The organism is Arthrobacter sp. NicSoilB4, assembly GCF_019977335.1.
In the GTDB taxonomy this organism is placed as follows: Bacteria; Actinomycetota; Actinomycetes; order Actinomycetales; family Micrococcaceae; genus Arthrobacter.
Genome location: NZ_AP024653.1, coordinates 1,942,873 through 1,957,679 on the forward strand (window position 1 = coordinate 1,942,873; position 14,807 = coordinate 1,957,679).

17 protein-coding genes are annotated in these 14,807 nt (G+C 64.7%); 6 read left to right on the top strand and 11 right to left on the bottom strand.

What is annotated here, in order from left to right:
• Window positions 1–8: 8 nt before the first annotated feature.
• Together LDO13_RS08735 and LDO13_RS08740 are read right to left on the bottom strand one after the other, a co-directional pair.
• Complete coding sequence (locus LDO13_RS08735) at window positions 9–1,916, bottom strand: amylosucrase (protein WP_224049595.1); 1,908 nt, start codon at window positions 1,914–1,916, stop codon at window positions 9–11.
• 39 nt (window positions 1,917–1,955) lie between these two features.
• A complete protein-coding gene (locus LDO13_RS08740; RefSeq protein WP_224049596.1) occupies window positions 1,956–2,453 on the bottom strand; it encodes an HtaA domain-containing protein in 498 nt (165 codons plus the stop codon).
• A 181-nt stretch (window positions 2,454–2,634) separates the two neighbouring features.
• Between LDO13_RS08740 and LDO13_RS08745 the strand changes: the two genes are divergently transcribed.
• Window positions 2,635–3,615: a trypsin-like peptidase domain-containing protein gene (locus LDO13_RS08745; RefSeq protein WP_224049597.1), complete on the top strand. Its 981-nt coding sequence runs from the start codon at window positions 2,635–2,637 to the stop codon at window positions 3,613–3,615.
• A 378-nt stretch (window positions 3,616–3,993) separates the two neighbouring features.
• The gene (locus LDO13_RS08750; protein WP_224049598.1) at window positions 3,994–4,836 is read left to right on the top strand and encodes a BTAD domain-containing putative transcriptional regulator; all 843 of its coding nucleotides are present in this window, start codon (window positions 3,994–3,996) and stop codon (window positions 4,834–4,836) included.
• Window positions 4,837–4,894: 58 nt separating this feature from the next.
• Here the strand turns inward: LDO13_RS08750 and LDO13_RS08755 are convergent, their stop codons facing one another.
• From LDO13_RS08755 to LDO13_RS08770, 4 genes are all read right to left on the bottom strand, one after another.
• Entirely contained in the window at window positions 4,895–5,518 is a 624-nt protein-coding gene (locus LDO13_RS08755) for a dihydrofolate reductase family protein (protein WP_224049599.1), read from the bottom strand.
• A gap of 120 nt (window positions 5,519–5,638) precedes the next feature.
• Window positions 5,639–6,931, bottom strand: a complete 1,293-nt coding sequence (locus tag LDO13_RS08760) for a Y-family DNA polymerase (RefSeq protein ID WP_224049600.1) — start codon at window positions 6,929–6,931, stop codon at window positions 5,639–5,641.
• Window positions 6,924–7,355, bottom strand: coding sequence for a translesion error-prone DNA polymerase V autoproteolytic subunit (gene umuD, locus LDO13_RS08765; protein WP_224049601.1), 432 nt, complete (start codon window positions 7,353–7,355; stop codon window positions 6,924–6,926). The genes LDO13_RS08760 and umuD overlap by 8 nt, the downstream gene beginning before the upstream one ends.
• Before the next feature lie 76 nt (window positions 7,356–7,431).
• On the bottom strand, window positions 7,432–7,887 hold the full coding sequence (locus tag LDO13_RS08770) for a DUF2975 domain-containing protein (RefSeq protein WP_224049602.1): 456 nt from the start codon (window positions 7,885–7,887) through the stop codon (window positions 7,432–7,434).
• A 251-nt stretch (window positions 7,888–8,138) separates the two neighbouring features.
• Between LDO13_RS08770 and LDO13_RS08775 the strand changes: the two genes are divergently transcribed.
• Window positions 8,139–8,843, top strand: coding sequence for a class I SAM-dependent methyltransferase (locus tag LDO13_RS08775; protein WP_224049603.1), 705 nt, complete (start codon window positions 8,139–8,141; stop codon window positions 8,841–8,843).
• 52 nt (window positions 8,844–8,895) lie between these two features.
• On the opposite strand, the gene LDO13_RS08780 is transcribed toward LDO13_RS08775, so the two are convergent.
• Window positions 8,896–9,423: a GNAT family N-acetyltransferase gene (locus tag LDO13_RS08780; RefSeq protein WP_224049604.1), complete on the bottom strand. Its 528-nt coding sequence runs from the start codon at window positions 9,421–9,423 to the stop codon at window positions 8,896–8,898.
• A gap of 37 nt (window positions 9,424–9,460) precedes the next feature.
• Between LDO13_RS08780 and LDO13_RS08785 the strand changes: the two genes are divergently transcribed.
• Window positions 9,461–10,150, top strand: coding sequence for an SDR family NAD(P)-dependent oxidoreductase (locus tag LDO13_RS08785; protein ID WP_224049605.1), 690 nt, complete (start codon window positions 9,461–9,463; stop codon window positions 10,148–10,150).
• A 179-nt stretch (window positions 10,151–10,329) separates the two neighbouring features.
• On the opposite strand, the gene LDO13_RS08790 is transcribed toward LDO13_RS08785, so the two are convergent.
• Together LDO13_RS08790 and LDO13_RS08795 are read right to left on the bottom strand one after the other, a co-directional pair.
• Window positions 10,330–11,271: a GNAT family N-acetyltransferase gene (locus tag LDO13_RS08790; RefSeq protein ID WP_224049606.1), complete on the bottom strand. Its 942-nt coding sequence runs from the start codon at window positions 11,269–11,271 to the stop codon at window positions 10,330–10,332.
• A gap of 707 nt (window positions 11,272–11,978) precedes the next feature.
• Window positions 11,979–12,569, bottom strand: a complete 591-nt coding sequence (locus LDO13_RS08795; protein WP_224049607.1) for a dihydrofolate reductase family protein — start codon at window positions 12,567–12,569, stop codon at window positions 11,979–11,981.
• A 202-nt stretch (window positions 12,570–12,771) separates the two neighbouring features.
• On the opposite strand from LDO13_RS08795, the gene LDO13_RS08800 reads away from it, so the two are divergent.
• Complete coding sequence (locus LDO13_RS08800) at window positions 12,772–13,023, top strand: hypothetical protein (RefSeq protein WP_224049608.1); 252 nt, start codon at window positions 12,772–12,774, stop codon at window positions 13,021–13,023.
• Between the two features lie 59 nt (window positions 13,024–13,082).
• Here the strand turns inward: LDO13_RS08800 and LDO13_RS08805 are convergent, their stop codons facing one another.
• Window positions 13,083–13,703: an L-threonylcarbamoyladenylate synthase gene (locus tag LDO13_RS08805; RefSeq protein ID WP_224049609.1), complete on the bottom strand. Its 621-nt coding sequence runs from the start codon at window positions 13,701–13,703 to the stop codon at window positions 13,083–13,085.
• A 52-nt stretch (window positions 13,704–13,755) separates the two neighbouring features.
• Window positions 13,756–13,920, bottom strand: a complete 165-nt coding sequence (locus LDO13_RS08810; RefSeq protein ID WP_224049610.1) for a hypothetical protein — start codon at window positions 13,918–13,920, stop codon at window positions 13,756–13,758.
• A gap of 133 nt (window positions 13,921–14,053) precedes the next feature.
• Between LDO13_RS08810 and LDO13_RS08815 the strand changes: the two genes are divergently transcribed.
• Window positions 14,054–14,779: a hypothetical protein gene (locus LDO13_RS08815; RefSeq protein ID WP_224049611.1), complete on the top strand. Its 726-nt coding sequence runs from the start codon at window positions 14,054–14,056 to the stop codon at window positions 14,777–14,779.
• Window positions 14,780–14,807: the final 28 nt, after the last annotated feature.

Here is a 14,807-nt window from a genome sequence, read left to right on the forward strand (position 1 = left end):
CAGCGGCATCAGGACAGCGGCGTTACCCTGAGCCAGACGAACTGCCGGGGTTCGAGCACAAGCCCCTGGGCGAGGCTGACGGGCGTTCCGGCAAGGATGTCGACGGCGTCTACGGCGAACCCGGAGAGCGTCATCGCCGCCACGGCCTGGGCAAGGTCGCTGAAGTTGGCCAGCGCCAGGATCCGGGTTCCGTCGCCGGGCCGCTGGTAACCGAGGACACCCGGGTTCTTGGTGGCGAAATCCAGCAGCCGCGTTCCGGCCAGCTCCGGCGTGCGGGAGCGGACGGCAATCATGTTCCGGAGCCCGGCGAACACCGCCCCCTCCGGCGTGGACGCGTCATGGCGCCGGGCATACCGGGCGGCGGGGAAGTGCGGCCGGTGGACCCAACGGCTGTCACTGCCGTGGCCGTCCTCAAGGGCGAAGTCGTAGTCGTTGACCTGACCCACTTCGTCGCCAAGGTAGAGCAGCGGGATGCCGCCGGTGCTGAACGCGACCGAGTGGGCCAGCAGGATGCGCTCCACCGCGTGGCCGGTGCCGTCCTCCAGCCCGCAGAGCGACGCCGTCGTGCCGGAAATGCGGCAGTCACCGGTCCGGGGGTTGTCCTGGAACGGGACACCCCGGGCAAAGCTGCCCGGGAAGCGGTTGACGTAGAAGGAGTTCAGGAACCTCCGGTGGTCGAAGCCGTTGATGCCCAGCTCTGCGGCGTCCTCGTCGGCAAACGTCCAGCCGATGTCGTCGTGGCTCCGGACGTAGTTCACCCAGGATGTGGACTCCGGGATGTTGTGCCGCCGTTCCAGCGCCTGCGCCAGCAGGGAAATATCCCGAGTGGCCATGGCTTCCCAGATCAGAGCCATCTGCAGCGGGTTATAGGAGAGCTGGCATTCTGCCGGGTCGATGTACTGCGCCACCTCGTCGGGGTGCACGATCGCTTCGGACTTGAACAGGAGCGATGGTGCCGCGATCCGGCACACGGCGTTGAAGGCACGCAGCAGCAGGTGTGCTTCCGGCAGGTTCTCGCAGGGTGTTCCGAGCTGCTTCCAGATGAAGGCGACGGCGTCCATCCGGAGGATGTCGACGCCTTGGTTGGCCAGGAAGAGCATCTCACCGGCCATGGCCCGGAACACCTCCGGGTTGGAGTAGTTCAGGTCCCATTGGAAGGTATGGAACGTGGCCCAGACCCAGCGCCCGTCCGGCATGCGTACGAACGAGCCCGGATGATCGTCCGGGAAGATCTCCCGCACCTGTTCCTCGAACGCGTCAGGCATGGTCCGGTCGGGATAGAGCCAGTAGTAGTCGCTGTAGGCCGGATCCCCGGCGGACGCCTTCCGGGCCCACTCGTGTTCGTCGGAGGTGTGGTTGAAGATGAAGTCGACAACCAGGCTGATGCCGTTTGCCCGGAGCTCGGCTGCAAGGGCCTGCAGCTGCTCCATGGTGCCGAGGCCGGGGTTGACTTCGCGGTAGCTGGAGACTGCATAGCCGCCGTCGGAGTGCGGCTCGGGCGCCAGGAAGAGGGGCATCAGGTGCAGGTACGTGAGGCCAAGTTCGTTGAAGTACGGGATCCGGGCGCGGACACCGTCCAGGTTCCCGGCGTACCGGTCGACGTAGCAGACCCCGCCGAGCATCTCGTTGGACAGGAACCAGCCGCTGTTCTCCTCGCGGACGGCGTCGAGGGCCTTGAGCTCCGCCGGCCGGTCCGCCCACGAACCGGCGGCGTGCTGCACCAGGGCAGTCAACTGGTCCGCCCAGTCCGCGCGGGTCCTGTAGAGACTGTGGAACAGCCGCACCAGCTCCGGAAGGTGGGCATCCAGGCGGCGCCGGAAGTCGGCCGCGTCCTTGTCCGCAGGCTCCGATCCAGGGTCCAGGCCGGCGAGCACGCGCTGGCAGGCTGCTTCGACGGCGTCTGCGATTTCCACCATGTTCTCCCCTTGACTCTTTCTTGCCTGCCCGGCGATTGCCTAGCTGGCGACCCGGATGAACAGGGGATCCATCGGCTGCCCGGCCGCATACTGGCCGTCGAACAGTTCGGACCCCTCGGGAGAAATGACGACGTCGACGTGGTCCCAGACCAGCGACCCGTCGGCGTCGCGCGGTTTCGCAGGGCTGAGGAAGCCGACGGCGGTACGGTCCTGGCCGTCGCCGGTGCTGATGGACAGCACGCCACTGCCGGAGGTGAAGGTGATCCAGGGGTCCAGCAGCCGGACCAGGAGCATGCCGTGGTGCCCGGCGAGCCGGACGTCCCCGCGGAAGCGCAGCACGCCGGTGCCGCGCGCGGCGTCGTAGTCGGACGGATCGGGGCTGAAGCAGAAAAGAGAGGATCCGGACACCGTTGCCCCGGCGGTCGCGGAAACGGACCCGTCCGGCAGGCCGGCGATGTAGTCGATGAAGCTGCGCTTGATGCCCCAGCTCAGGCCCAGCGGAGGCAGCGGGTCGGGTGCGGCGTTCGCTGGGTTCACGTGGGTTCTCCTGTGGCTGTGAGGCTGGTCTTCACTGAGCCTATCGGCGGATTGCCCGCCGGATGAACTGCCGCCCGGGCGGCGTGACATCCGGAGTATTTCTCTGAGGGCGTAGGCGGCGCCGGACTACCCCCGAGGGGTCGGTGGTTGACTTAGATAAGTACCAGCCAGGAGGTGCGCCGTGGCCACTGCGAGGAGTCGGGTCCCCGAACCGGAGGCGTCCGAGGACCCCCTCGATTCCTACTCCGCGACGGTCATCCGCGTGGCCGCCGCCGTGACTCCGCACGTAGCCGCGCTCGAAGTGGGCGGCACCGGCAGGCACGGCCGGTTCCGCACGGGCGCCGGGTCTGCCGTGCTGTTCACCTCCGATGGTTACCTCCTCACCAACGCCCACGTGGTGGCCGGCGCCCAGGGAGGAAGCGCGGTGTATTCCGACGGGACACGCACAGCCGTGGACGTGGTGGGCTCCGATCCTCTCTCGGACCTGGCCGTTGTGCACGGAAGGGCCCCGACCGCCGCCCCGGCGGAACTCGGCGATGCCGAGTCGCTCAAGGTCGGGCAGCTGGTCATCGCGGTCGGGAACCCGCTGGGACTTTCGGGGTCCGTGACGGCCGGCGTGGTCAGCGGACTGGGCCGTTCCATCCCCGTCTGGTCCGGCCGCAACCGCCGCATGATCGAGGACGTCATCCAGACCGACGCGGCCCTCAACCCGGGAAGCTCCGGTGGAGCCCTCGCGGACGCGCGGGGCAGGATCGTCGGCATCAACACCGCAGTGGCCGGGGCGGGACTGGGACTGGCTGTTCCGGTCAACGCCACGTCCAGGCGGATCATTGCAGCCCTGCTGAAGGACGGCCGCGTCCGGCGGGCCTATCTCGGGCTTGTCAACACCCCTGTCCGGCTGCAGCCAAGCGCTGTGGTCCGGACCGGACGCCGCGAAGGGCTGCTGGTGGTGGAAGTGCTGGCCGGCTCACCTGCCGAGCGGGCACGGCTCCGGCCGGGCGACGTGCTCCTCAGCGTCGGCGAAAAGGCGGTCTCAAATGCCGAGAGTCTTCAACGGCTGCTTTTTGCGGAGGCCATTGGCGTACCGCTGGAGTTGTCCGTGCTGCGTGACGGTGCGGAAATCAAGATAGCCGCCGTTCCCGAGGAGATGTCCGAGGAATGATGGGTACATACGTCCGCCCGGAAGCGCGACGGCGGCGGTACTTGCCCCAAGACCCGACTACTCACATTTGTTTTCGAAGGTTACTTGGTGGCTCTCCAGGCTGTACTCGACTTTCCTGATGGTAAAGGAACGGGTAGCTCAATTGCTTGTTGTGCCCTGTTTTGCGTGTCACGGTTTTCCTAGAAAGCCGGATGGAAATGGGTCTCGTTTGCGTCGTTCCAATAATTCTTTCCGACTCTCCGAATAGGGATTAGGTCTTAGATGGGGAAATCGGAGATCAATGTGGGAAATTTGGTCGAAAACGCGCCGGCAATTTCGGTCCGACTGTTCGGATCATTCGAAATCCGGAGAAATGGTGCCGTACTGACAGCCGCGGACATGGGCGGCTGCAAGCCCCGGCACATCCTGGAAATTCTCTTGCTGAATCTGGGCACCCCTGTCTCCAAGACGCGCCTCGTGGAACTCCTCTGGGGACCGCGGGCGAGCAGCGGCGCGGTCGCCACGCTGGAGAGCTACATCAGCGGTATTCGCAGGGCGATCCAGCCGGGCAATACCAAGACGGGGCCGCTGCGCACCGCGAACAGCGGCTACGTGCTGGATCCGCAGCTGGTGGAGCTGGACCTGACGGATTTCCAGCAGTTGCTCCATGCGGCCCGGCAGGCAGCTCCGGCCGAGGCCCACGGGCTGGCCATACAGGCCCTGGAGCTCGCCGATGAGCCGCTGTTGGGCTTTGAGCTCGGGGCCGATTGGGCGGAGGACGCACGGACGCGGCATGCTGCCGAGAAGGTCGCAGCCCAGATCCTCGCAGCCGAAACCGCTGCCTTCCTCGACAAGCCCCAGGTGACCATTTCGCTGGCACAGACGGCCATCCAGTCCGAACCGCTCAACGAACGCGCCTGGACCATTCTTGTCGCCGGATACGAACAGGCCGGACTTCCCGTGGAGGGGCTGGCAGCCTACGAGCGCTGCCGCCGCCTGTTCGACCGCGATCTGGGCTGCGCCCCGGGGCCAGCCCTGCAGGCCGCCCATTTGAGATTGCTGCGGCAGCGCGCCGAGGGAAATGCCGAGCTTTCAGAAGTCCTGGCTGCTCTGCTCTACCTGGGGGAACGGCTTCATGGCCCCAAGTGCTCGCAGTATGCCGCCGAAGAATCCCGGCGCATGCAGGAGAACGCTGGCAGGGTCCTCGACACCTTCCTCCGGCAGGCCCGGGCCGCAGTCTGAGGCGGCCCGGGGCGCGTCGCCCAGGCCCTCGGAGTCGTTGTTCCCGCCCGTGCCGGCCCTAGCTTGAGTGGTCGCCGGTCGTCATATCGCCGACGCCCGGTGTGCCATCGGCGAGCGCATATCGTTGCAGCACCGCACCCTTCGGTGAGGTGACCACCGGCTCGATGAGTCTGAGGTTTGTCGGGACCACCCCGTCTGCGAAGACTTTCTTCCCGCCGCCGAGGAGGATCGGATACACCCAGAGCGTGAGCCGGTCGAAGAGCCGCTCGGCGAACAGCGTTTGTACGAAGTTGAGACTGCCGATGACGTGGATGTTGGCGTGCCGTTCGCGTATTTCGCGCACGCCGGCGACGACGTCGGGTCCGAGCAGCGTTGAGCCGGCCCACTCGAGGTCCGGCGTCTGGCGCGAGGCCACGTATTTCGGGAGGCGGTTGAACAGGCCCGCGATGGCCCCGTCGGCGTGTGGCCAGTACGCGGCGAAAATGTCGTAGGTCCGGCGCCCAAGCAGCAGTGCGTCCATCCCTTCCATCCCGGAGTCGATCTGCTCGCCGACCACCTTGTCCAGGAGGGGTGCCTGCCAGCCGCCAAACGCGAAACCGCCGTCAGGATCTTCGTCCGGCCCGCCGGGCGCCTGCGCGACGCCGTCGAGCGTGGTGAACAGGTCGATATGGATGAGTCCCATGCCGTGCTCCTCTCTGTCGCCCGTCGTCGCGCGGCGGCGGGATCACTTCGAGGCTGGCACACGATCCCGCTGCGAAGCAATGGCACGTTGCCACGTTGCCACGCTGCCCCGCGGGCAAACTCACGCGGCCTTGACGACGGGGAGCTCGGCCCAGTGCGTCGTATACCGCGGGGACAGCATGCCGCGTTTCATGCTCCAGTCCGGACCGCCCCGGATGCCGGCGTAGCCCAGGCCGATCGAACCGCGCCCGTACCTCCGGCTGACGTCCTCCAGCAGCGGGCCGATGCCGCGTTCCTCATGCGGATTCTCGAAGATTGCCAGGGGAGCCTGGTTTCCGGTGGGGCGCAGATCGGTGACCATAATCCCCGCGCGGACGTACCTCGCGCCGTCGTCAATCCGGGGGAGCAGGGCGTAGGCCGCCCGCGCCAGGAGGACCGCGTCAGCGGTGGGCATCGGCAACGGCACGCACACGGAGGGGGACGAGGCGTTCTGCGGGTTGTAGTAGGACGTGGCAGCGAACGCGGTCAGCACCTTGGCCTGCAGCCCGTGCCGCGCCAGCCTGGCGCTGGCCTGCTGGGCATAGATGCCCAGGACCTGGCGCAGTCCGGCGCCGGTGGTGATCGGGGCCGCGAAGGACCGGCTGAAGATGAGCTGGTCGCGGCCGGTCCGTTCCTCTTCCAATGGGATGCATGCAGTCCCCTGGAGTTCCAGGACGGTCCGCATCAGCACCACCGAGAATCGGTCCCTGATCATGATCGGGTCCGCACGGGCGAGGTCCAGGACGGTGTGGATCCCCAGCCCGTTGAGCCGCTTGGTCAGCCGCGTGGCAACGCCCCAGAGCTCGATCACGGAAAGTCCCGCCATCAGCTTCTCGCGCTGCGCGGCGGGGATGGCGTCCCAGTGGCAGACGCCGTCGAACGCCGGATTGTGCTTGGCCCACTTGTTGGCAAGTTTCGCCAGTGTCTTGGTGGAGGCGATGCCGACGCAGACGGGGACGCCGACGTTCCGGCGCACGGCGGTCTTCATGGTGTGGCCCAGCCGTAGCAGTTCTTCCGGGGTGCCGGTGACGCCGAGGAAGGCCTCGTCGATGCTGTAGACCTCCAGCCAGGCTGAGTAGCGGCCGAGGAGTTCCATGACCCGGGCGCTGATGTCCCCGTAGAGCTCATAGTTGCTGGAGCGCGCCACGAGCCCCCATTCCTTCGCCCGCGGTGCGAGCTTGAACCAGGGTTCGCCGAGGGGGATTCCGAGGGCTTTCGCTTCGGGGGAGCGGGTGACGGCGCAGCCGTCATTGTTGGAGAGCACCACGAGCGGACGGCCCTCAAGGGAGGGGTCGAAAGCGCGTTCGGCGCTGGCGTAGAAGCAGTTCACATCAACGAGGGCCACGCTGCCCCGGCCGGACGCGGCACTAGACATGGTGCAGGCAGCGGGTCGCGACGCCCCAGATGACGAGGTCGGACAGCGCCGGAACCCGGATGTCCGGGTAGCGGGGGTTGTCCGCCTGCAGCACGACGCCAGAAGCCATGATGCGCAGCCTTTTGACCGTAAGCTCGCCATCGAGGACCGCGACGACGACGCACCCGTCGCGTGGTTCGAGCGCCCGGTTCACGATCAGTTCGTCGCCGTCGCTGATCCCGGCGCCCTCCATGGAGTCCCCGGACACCCGGACAACGTAGGTGCTGGTGATGTCCTTGATGAGGTGTTCGTTGAGGTCGATCCGGCCGTCAAAATAGTCCTGGGCCGGGGAAGGGTAGCCGGCGGCAACCGGCACCGGCGAGATCAGGACAGACAGAAGAGAAGTGCCCGCGTCTATCACGCGGGGCCCGATGATTACACCCACAACACACCTTTATTCGAATATATGTTCGATACTTCCAGTGTAGCCCCGGGGGCGGACAGTGAATATTCTTTGCCGGCTAGGCGTGCGAATCCTGCCGCATTCGTGGCCGGGTCCCAAGGAGTACGAGGGAGCCCGCAGCGATCAGAGCGATGAGCCCTCCGGCGATAAGTCCAAGCATCACGCCTGGGGGCGTGTACGCCAGCACGTTCAGAGCGATAAACGCTGATAAGACGAGCACGATGAAGGCCAGGAGACAACCAACCATTGCGCGCAGCCATTTGTCGGCAGCTGAATCGAATCTGCGGTCGCGGGCGCGTATGACCAGCCGCAGTCCAATGACAGCAATGGCTTGCCAGCAGGCAATTGCGCAGATTCCCCAGATAAGGGCAGGAACCGTGAGCGGCTCGACCTCCGGGAAGACGGCAACTGCTCTCTCCACTGCGGAGGGGAGGATCCATACCTGCGCGAACACGGTCAAGAGCAGCAGGATGCGAAGTACCGCAGCCAGCGCGGACGAGGTTCTACGCGTCATCTTTGTCTCCTGTCGCTGCTTGGTTACCGGGAAAAGTCGCCGCCGTCCAAAAACCTTACCGACGCCTTTGCCCTAAGACACCAGCTCTATCCGCATTTTCGCCCCGTGTCCGGCAACCCTTCGGCGAGTAAGGGTCATTGGTTCCAAAACTACTCCGCAAACTTCCGACAGTTCCATGTCAAAGATAGCTCCTGCTTGCTAGGGTCGACCCTGTTGTTCCGCCCGTGAAGAATCGCCCGAAGGGAAGAGAAGTGAAGCCCACCCATTATGACGATTTCGCCGAGAACTATTCGGCCGAAAATGAGTCCAGCCTCCTCAACGCCTATTACGAGCGGCCGGCGATGATTGGCCTTGCCGGCGACGTGTCAGGTCGCCGGATCCTGGACGCGGGGTGCGGTTCCGGGCCTCTGTCCGCGGCGCTGAGCGCCAAAGGCGCGATCATGACCGGCTTCGATTCCAGTCCTGCGATGCTGGAATTGGCAAGACAGCGGCTGGGCGCGGCCGCGGACCTGCACCTGGCCGACCTCAGCAAGCCGCTCCCTTTCGCAGACCGGTCCTTCGACGACGTCGTCTCGTCCCTGGTACTGCACTATTTGGAGGACTGGTCAGCACCTCTTGCCGAACTGCGTCGCGTGCTGAAGCCGGGCGGCCGCCTGATCCTGTCGGTCAACCACCCCACGGTCAGCGTCGTCAACCACCCAACCGAGGACTACTTCGCCGTCCGGCAGTACTCGGAGGATTACGAGTTCGATGGCGAGCCCGCAGTCCTGACCTTCTGGCACCGGCCCCTTCACGCGATGATCAACGACTTCACGTCGGCGGGATACCGCGTAGCCACCGTGAGCGAACCAGCGCCAGCTCCAGACACGCCGCACGAACTCCTTCCGCCGCGCATCCTCAACGGCGAGAGGACAGCGTTCTTGTCCTTCATCTTCTTCGTCCTCGAAGCGAACTAAGTCAGCACCCGAACCGCCATGCCCGTTGCCAGCACCTGTACGAAGGCGCCGATCAGGCCGAAGCAGCCGTAGCGACCCAGTACCGGCGCTTGCCGTTGCGGGTGTCCTCGTAGATGCCGCCGTTCTTTTTTATGGTCGCCCGGGATCCGGAGTTGTCCTCGTCGCAGGTCAGGAGAACACGGGTGAGTCCAAGTTCCCGGGCAATCGGCAGGGCAGCAGCCAGCGCCTTCGCGGCATGGCCGCGACGCCTCGCGGAAGGCCTCACGCTGTACCCGATGTGCCCACCCTCGTTGAGGAGGAAATCGTTCAACTCGTGCCGGATCGCCAGCGAGCCAAGGAATGTCTCACCCTCCACGATCCACAGATACGTGCAGGGCACGTACCCGGGCTTCCGCGGGCTCTCCGGCAGAGCGCCCCTGACGAGTGCGTCGACAAAGCGGCGGAACGACCGGGCATCTCTGAGTTCTTCGAGAGGCCAGTCCTCCGCGCCCGCACCGTGCAGGTGGGCGCCGTCGAACTCTTTGGTTCCTTCCAGCCAGGAGGATTGGTAGCTGTCGTCCGGTGCGATAAGGATGGGCATCAAGAGATCGTACGTGAAATCCGGCTACCCTGAGCGGATGAAGAAGCTCGCTGTCGTTACGGGCGCTAACCGAGGTCTGGGTCTGTCCCTGGTGGATGAGTTTTCGGAGTCCGGTTGGGACGTCATCGCCATCGCGCGGTCACCTCGGCCCGAGAACACCGGCGCCGACCCACACGACGTCGTAACAGTCCGTCAGGATGTTCGATCCGACGTTGCTGCAGGACTTCTTGAAGTGCTGAACGGCCGCCCTGTCGACTTACTGATCAATAACGCGGCCCAGGGAGCGCCCCATGGTGAACTCGGGTCAATTCCCCCTGCAGGGATCTTGAACTCAGTTGACGTGAACGTTGCCGGTCCACTGCGCCTTGTGCAGTTCCTCTTGCCGAACCTGTTGGCGGCCCCCGATTCGATCATCATCAACATGACGTCCCGGCTGGGATCCCTTGCTGCCCAGGCCAACGGTGACTTCTCACATCTGTCGACGAGTTATGCCTACAAAATCTCCAAAGCCGCGCAGAACATGCTGACCGTCTCGTTGGCTCAGGACCTGCAGGGCCGCGTTCGCTGCTGGGCAGTACATCCGGGCAAACTTGCAACTGACTTGGGACAGGCCGACGCGTCCAAAGATCCACGCACCGCCGCTCGCCAACTGCGCGAGCTGGTCGAATCAGGTGTCCGGACTTCCCCCCGCTTCTGTTCGCTCGGTGAACAGGATCTCCCCTGGTAGTGCAGAGTTGTTGGCCCCGGCTTCGGCTTCGGCTTCGGGCAGGAGAATGGCCTGTTCCGCCGGCCTCCGGGAGTGCTTCACTGAAAGGTACGACGGCGGCTCGGTCGCCTTTCGCCGCCACCGGAGGTACTCGAATGCGCAAGTTCGTCCAAGAGGCCCCGTCAGCGGGGGAACCGCCTTCAGAATGCGGGCAGGCTGACGAAGTACTCCTGCTGGACCGGGCAGCGGCCCATTTTCTGCGCTGTGCGGAGCGAGGGAGTGTTTTTCGCGTGGATGTGGCCCCAGACGGTGTCCGCTCCCGAGCGTTGGCCGGCCAGGAACGTGGACTGGATCGCTGGAGCCAAGCCCTTGCCACGCCAGCGTTCGGTCAGGAACACGTCCAGCATGCAGACGGCACGTCTGCCAAAGAGCGGTGAGATGGTGGCCGCCGCCAATCCTGCAAAGCCGTGGTCGTCCCGGAGTGACATCAGCAAGCCGTGGTCTGCCGCGTCCTGGAGTCCCGCCTGGTCGGACTCTGAAACAAATGGGGCGAGTTCCGGGGCGCCGGACCGCCACGCTCGATGTTCGCGCTGGTAATCGGCGAACACTTCGGCCGCCGCTTCCGGCCACGAGATCGTTAAGGCCGCGGTCACGTCCCGTTCGTCGGCTCCGGCTGCCGCGCTGAGGGACCCGGCCATGACTGTTGCCCAGCTTTCCGCGGAGGACAGGTCGAGGCCTGACTGCTCCCAGAATGTGAAGCCACGCACTCCGACGCTGCGGTAAGCCTGCGCCACTTGGGCTGCGAGTGCATTCACTGCGTCAACGTTGTTCACCCGGGCAGTGGTTTTGACCGCCACGAAGGGGAAGGCCGGATCAAGGTTGAGGTATCGGAGGCCTGAGACGATAGTGCTGTCGTCACTGGCTTCAAGTAACCGCTCGGTCATGTCCCATGTGCTGACGTTGACTTCCAGCCGGCCGATTCTGGCCGCCACGACGTCCGGTGACGCAAGCGCGGCGAGGGATCCGATGTCGTCGATCTCGGCCCGCGCTGCGTCCTTAGCGCCGAACCCGGCCGGAAGGTATTCCAATACCGGGCGGGCGAAAGCGGCGAGTCGGTGGGCCGGAAGGTCAAAAGGGCTCATCGTTACCGATCTTTTTTATGGATTTGGATGCCTATGGCCGGACCACATTCCGCGGCGACAGGGTAGCCAGAAAGACTAGGGGGTTCTGTAGGGAGTGCGGAAGAGGGTGACTCCCCATTCGGAGTTGTGCAGCACGATACTGGCTTCGTGTTGCACGAACTGGAGCGGGGCCTGGACATACCGTGCCATCCGCTGCTGTTCCTCGTCCCACGGGAAGTTGCACGTACCCACAAACGCTTCGAGTGTCCCTGGATCCGGCGTGATCGTTTCGCCGGAAATGCTGACCCTGACCATGTACGAGGCGCATGGGATCCGCACGGTCATCATGGTGTGGCCGCCAAGGCTGCCGAACCTTACCGCGTAGTCGCCAGAGCTCAACCCCGGACCGCGGGGCACAGTAGCCGGCTGCATGGACCCGGACGTGAAGTACTGACACTCCGGCGTTCCGGTGGCCGCGGCGTCCTCAGCACCCTGCGGCAAGCATTCATCTGCACGCTGCCCGGCAGGGGCTGGCGGCACCGGCGGGACCGGCGCGAGGGTCATGCCTGGTGACAGCTGGGCGCCCGTCGAAGGTGCGGCCGAGGCAGCCGGCAGCTGGGCGGCCGCTTGTATGTTGGCGTCCGCGCTTGTGGACGGCGCCGCGCAGGCTGCGGTCACGGCGATGACGGCGAGGCAAGGCAGCGACAGCAGCGCCGGCGTCGTGCGTTTCAGCGGATTACCCGGTAGCGCACGTGGGTGACGAGGCCGGTGCCGCTCACTTCCGTCGGTTCAAGCTTTAGGTTCGCGACGCCGTCCAGCAGCCGCTCGCCCGCTCCCAGGACGATGGGTGCGATGTGGAGCCGCAGCTCGTCGATCAGTCCCGCGGAAAGGAATTGGCGGACGGTCTGCGCTCCTCCGGCAATGGCCACGTCTTTGCTGCCGGCTGCCGTCCGCGCCTGGGCCAGGGCCGATTCGATCCCATCGGTCACGAAGGTGAACGTTGTGCCGCCCTGCATCTCCAGGGGCTCGCGTGGTTGATGGGTGAGCACGTACACGGGTGCGTGATACGGCGGGTCCTCTCCCCACCAGCCCCGCCATTCCTCAGCCCACGTCCCCGGGCCGGCGAACATGTTCCGTCCCATGATGTACGCGCCGGCGGCGAGGATGCCTTCGCGTGCGGCTGCGTTGGCCTGCGACTCTTCGAACTGCCACCTGTGCAGCAGTTCGCCACCTTCGCCCAGGGGGTCCGTCATGCTTTGGTTCGGACCCGAGGCGAATCCGTCGAGGGAGATGGTCAGGTCGCACGTGACTTGGCTCATGCGCCCATCATGCCACCACTTGGCGGTCTGGGTCCGGCTCCGCGGAAGCAATTGCAGTGCACTTCGTTAGCTTGCTCACGTCGCGGGCATTCGAAGAATATCCGGCCGTGGCGGGCCCCATACTGGGAATGACCCCGGCGGATTCTCTCCACCGCCAGGCATGAGGAGGGTCCATGAAAACTTGAAAATTCTGCAGAGCACTGTGAAAAACACGGTCACGAACGAGTACTTTCCCGCCACTGCGGTGCTGGCCGGAGTGCTCTTGTTCTGGGGCCTGGGGCTCTTTGGCGGGCTGTCGCTGCTGAGCAACTACCAGTCGTTGCTGACCACGCTCAGCTGGCTGCTCTTCGTCTATGCCGCGGCTGTGCTGACGCCCCTCGCGGGGCTTATCGCCGTGGTGGACCTGTCACGCCGCTGGCTGCGGAACCGGACGCCGGGCGCCGGGGGAGCGTAAGGCGACCCGCACTCTTCGAACCGCGCTTTATTCGAACTGCGCCCTATTCGAACCCCGCCCTATTCGAAGCGAGTCGGGTCGCCCATGCCGCGCCGGACGATTTCCGCGGTGCCGCCGGAGTAGTCAATAACGGTAGTGGGCTCGGAGCCACAGTCCCCGGAGTCGATCACGGCGTCCACCACATGCTCAAGCCGTTCCTTGATTTCCCAGCCCTGGGTCAGGGGCTCGTCCTCGTCAGGCAGCAACAGTGTGCTCGAGAGCAGCGGCTCGCCCAGTTCGGCCAGCAAGGCCTGGACCACCCGGTTGTCCGGGATGCGCACGCCGACCGTCTTCTTCTTCGGGTGCAGCAGCCGCTTCGGGACTTCCTTGGTGGCGGGCAGGATGAAGGTGTAGCTTCCGGGCGTGACGGCCTTGATGCTGCGGAACACATCGTTGTCGATCATCACGAACTGTCCCAGCTGCGCAAAGTCCTTGCAGACCAGTGTGAAATGGTGCTTGCTATCAAGCTGGCGGATGCTCCGGATCCGGTCCAGGGCCTCCTTGTTCCCGATCTGCGCGCCGAGGGCGTAACACGAATCGGTGGGATACGCGATCAGCCCGCCGGAGCGGACGATTTCCACCGCCTGGCTGATCGAGCGCGCCTGGGGGTTTTCGGGGTGAACATCGAAGTATCTCGCCATGGGACGAGCTTACGCCCGACGGCGGGGCGCCGCCTGACGACCGGGCCGCATGTCAGGCGCCGGCGAGCCCCGAAAACATGACGGACATCGCTGCCGCGGACACGAGTTCCAGGAACGCGTTGCCGTTGTCCCGGCGAGTGCGAGGGTGGATCCGACGGAGCAGGAGGAAGGCCCACAGCACCGCTGACACCCCGAAGGCAATCGCCAGGACAAGCACAGCCTTCCTAGAGATTCGTCGTGTCCGCAAAGCGTAAGACGCTGGAAAAAGGAAAGTCGCTACGAAATCTGCCGGATTTTGTCCTTGGTGCCAGTAACACGCAATGGCGCGATCAGTGTTTTATAGTCGAGCCATGATGATGTTCCCCTTGGACAGCAGTGAGCCCAGCGATTTTAGTGGCGTAGATTTTGCGGCATATTTCCAGGGGCCATCCGTCTACGACGGCAAAGCGGTTAGCAATCGTGTTATGGATCTCGTTGAGCAGTATCTGACCCAAATGGGGCTCTCCAGTCGACGATGCTTTCACGGAGGTTTTGGCGCGGCAGCAGGAGGTCCCGCTTTCCCGGAAGTCTTGCTATGGGTGCAGGAGCACTGGGAGTTCTTGGCTGGGGCGGCATCTGTGGTGTTGGCTCGGGTGGCAAATATCCGTGACAAGTGGCGGAAGCTGAAGAAGGCGTGGGAAGAACGGATCCTCGATCCCTACAAGCCCTCTGTCCTGGTTGAGTTAGGCGCACGAACCCAAAGTGACGGTGACGAAGGACGGACAGAGGCAGCACAGTCCTTCCGTGCTCTCTTGACGCACGTGCCCGACATTAGTGAGCTGCTTCGGCGTGAGCTACCAGACCAGACGTTCACCATGGTGGTTCGAACCCTCGGGCCGACTCCTGCCAACACGTACGCTCACTTCAACGCTCCGGATGCGAAGCAATCTGACGTTACTAAGGTTGTTCGCTACTTGGAAAAGCAGGACCTCCAAGAAGGCTACTCAACGCTCCGTCTGTATCGAAAATTTGGTTTCCTCAGAAGGGTCGAGTCAAGTGAAAGTGGCGACGATTTCGTGCGCATGACGGTGCGCTAAACGACAGCACCGCCTACGTTCAAGAGGA